Annotated in this window: 3 protein-coding genes; all 3 read right to left on the bottom strand. The window is 60.2% G+C overall.

All coding sequences use genetic code 11. From position 1 onward, the window contains the following. Window positions 1–29: 29 nt before the first annotated feature. Genes tnpC through tnpA form a run of 3 tightly spaced genes read right to left on the bottom strand, consistent with a single transcriptional unit; the run spans window position 30 to window position 2,371 of the window. Window positions 30–1,589, bottom strand: coding sequence for an IS66 family transposase (gene tnpC / locus ACFSUD_RS19500; protein ID WP_449343067.1), 1,560 nt, complete (start codon window positions 1,587–1,589; stop codon window positions 30–32). A 54-nt stretch (window positions 1,590–1,643) separates the two neighbouring features. Continuing rightward, window positions 1,644–1,997, bottom strand: a complete 354-nt coding sequence (gene tnpB / locus ACFSUD_RS19495) for an IS66 family insertion sequence element accessory protein TnpB (protein WP_386376168.1) — start codon at window positions 1,995–1,997, stop codon at window positions 1,644–1,646. Continuing rightward, window positions 1,994–2,371, bottom strand: coding sequence for an IS66-like element accessory protein TnpA (gene tnpA, locus ACFSUD_RS19490; protein ID WP_386376167.1), 378 nt, complete (start codon window positions 2,369–2,371; stop codon window positions 1,994–1,996). The genes tnpB and tnpA overlap by 4 nt, the downstream gene beginning before the upstream one ends. Window positions 2,372–2,467: the final 96 nt, after the last annotated feature.

Raw genomic sequence — 2,467 nt, 5'->3', positions numbered from 1 at the left:
GTAAGCGGTCGCGGGATAGCACTGTCGGTTCAGCTTGACGTCCTGAAGTTCCACGGCAGCAGATCGTCGATGCGGCTTTGCGGATGGTCTTGGGCAATGGCTGTGAGGGTTGTTTTGAGATATGCGAATGGTTCGACGCCGTTGATCTTGCAGGTCTCAATCAGTGAGGCGATGCGGCCCCAGGCGATGCCGCCCTCGTCGTGACCTGCGAAGAGCGCATTTTTCCGATTTAGAGTGATAGGGCGGATCAGGTTTTCGACGCGGTTGTTGTCGATCTCGACGCGGCCATCGGTCAGGAAGGTCTGTAGCCCCTCCCAGTGATTGTGGATATAAGTCAGCTTTTCGCCCAATCGGGATTTGGAAGAGATCTTGCGGCGCTCAGCCTGCAGCCATTCACCGAATGCTGCGACCAGCGGGGCACTGCGAGCCTGACGGGCAGACAATCGCTGGCCGTGGGAGATACCACGAATGTCAGCTTCGACGGTATAGATTTCGGCAATGCGGCGCAGGCCTTCGGCGGCGATTTCTGAGCCATCGCGGTCGAAGACTTCCTTCAGCTTGCGGCGCGCGTGCGCCCAGCAATGGGCCACCCGAATGGGGGCACCGCCCTTGCGCGTGGGTTTGGTCAACCGGTTATAGCCCTGATAGCCGTCGATCTGAAGGATGCCGTCGAAGCCTGTCAGGCAGATTTCGGCATTCGCGCCCGCCCGACCGGGGGCATAGAAGTAAACCACACCGGGCGGATCTTCACCGCCCCATGGTCGGTCATCGCGGGCCAGTGCCCAAAGATATCCTGTCTTGGTTTTGCCGCGCCCCGGATCCAGCACCGGGGCGGTGGTTTCGTCCATGAACAGTTTGTCGGATCGTTTCAGGTGTTCGGCCAGCCGGTCGACAACGGGCTTGAGGTGGAAGGCCGCCTTGCCGACCCAGTCCGCCAGCACAGCGCGGTGCAGATCAAGACCCGCCCGCGCCAGGATCTGGCTTTGGCGGTATAATGGCAGATGATCCGCATACTTGCTGACCAGCACATGGGCGATGGTGGCCTCGGTCGGCAGGGCACCCATGATCAGGTGCGATGGTGCGGGAGCCTGGGTCACGCCGTCGGTGCAGGTCCGGCAGGCGTATTTCGGGCGCACGGTGACAATGACGCGCAACTGCGCGGGCACGATGTCCAGCCGCTCACTGCGGTCTTCACCGATCTTGTGCATGATACCGCAGCCACAAGGGCAGATCAGACTGTCAGGCTCGATAACCTCTTCGATGCGCGGCAGCGCGGCCGGGAGATTGCCAATCGTGCGCTTTGGCGCAGGCTTAGTTGTCGTCTTGTCACCTGTCTTGGCGGCCAGATGCTCCTTCTGCACCTCGACTTCACCCAGTGCGATGGACAGATCCTCAAATGCCAGCTGCCGCTCATCCTCGGTCAGCTTTTCTGACCGTTTGCCATGCAGAGCATGGTTCAGTTCGGCAATCAGATGCTCTTGCCGCTGAGTGATTTCCGTGAGCGCCGCTACCTTTTCCATCAACGCCAGAACCGCCGCACGCTGCGCGGCAGGGATGATGGAAAGGTCAATGGCGGGTGTCGTGATCATGACCTCAGGATACGATAAAACCCCAGCAAAAACACACAAAAGACAGCGCTTGATTCATTCTGCCGCAGCCGGTTGGCGTGTCTGCAGCGCCTTGACGCGGCGCCAATCCAGACCGGCAAATAGAGCCTCGAACTGGGCGTGGTTCAACGCCATCATTCCATCTTTGATCGCAGGCCAGGTGAAGGTTGTATCTTCCAGCCGCTTGTAAGCCATCACCAATCCGGTGCCGTCCCAATACAAAAGCTTCAGCCGATCCGCCCGGCGCGACCGGAACACAAAGACCGTGCCGGTGAATGGATCCTTGCGCAGCACGGACGACACAATTGCCGTCAGTCCATCATGACCTTTCCTGAAGTCCACAGGCTGCGTCGAGACCAGAACCCGCACGCGGTTTGACGGGAACATCATGGGCTGGCTTCCAGGCCACGCACAACCGAAACAATCCGCTCCGCCGAGGCCTCGGATTCCAGCCGGATCATCACTGCGCCCATGACAATCTCTGGTCGATCCGCCGCGCCAGCCTCTTCACGCGACGCATCTTCAAACGGACCGACGATCAGCGAAGCGAATTCTACAGGATCTTCCGGCGCAGGCAACACCAGCCGCCCGGTCCGCGCCAGCGTCCGCCATGAGGACAGGTGGTTCGCAGGCACACCATGCCGCCGCGCCACAGCATTCACGGTGGTGCCCGGCACCAGCGTTTCCGCCACGATCCGCGCTTTCAGTTCATCCGGCCATTTCCGGTTGCGGCGACCCCGGCCGCCAACCGGGAGAACCTCCAATGTAGTCTCCATGGAGAAAATCCAGTCCAACAATCAATAGGGTCCAATGAACCCATCATGATGACAGACGGAAGGTGGCAGGCAGGAAACGCTTAC

It is taken from the genome of Sulfitobacter aestuarii, assembly GCF_042685005.1.
Taxonomy (GTDB): Bacteria; Pseudomonadota; Alphaproteobacteria; order Rhodobacterales; family Rhodobacteraceae; genus Sulfitobacter; species Sulfitobacter aestuarii.
This window is presented reverse-complemented; position numbering and strand designations above follow the sequence as displayed.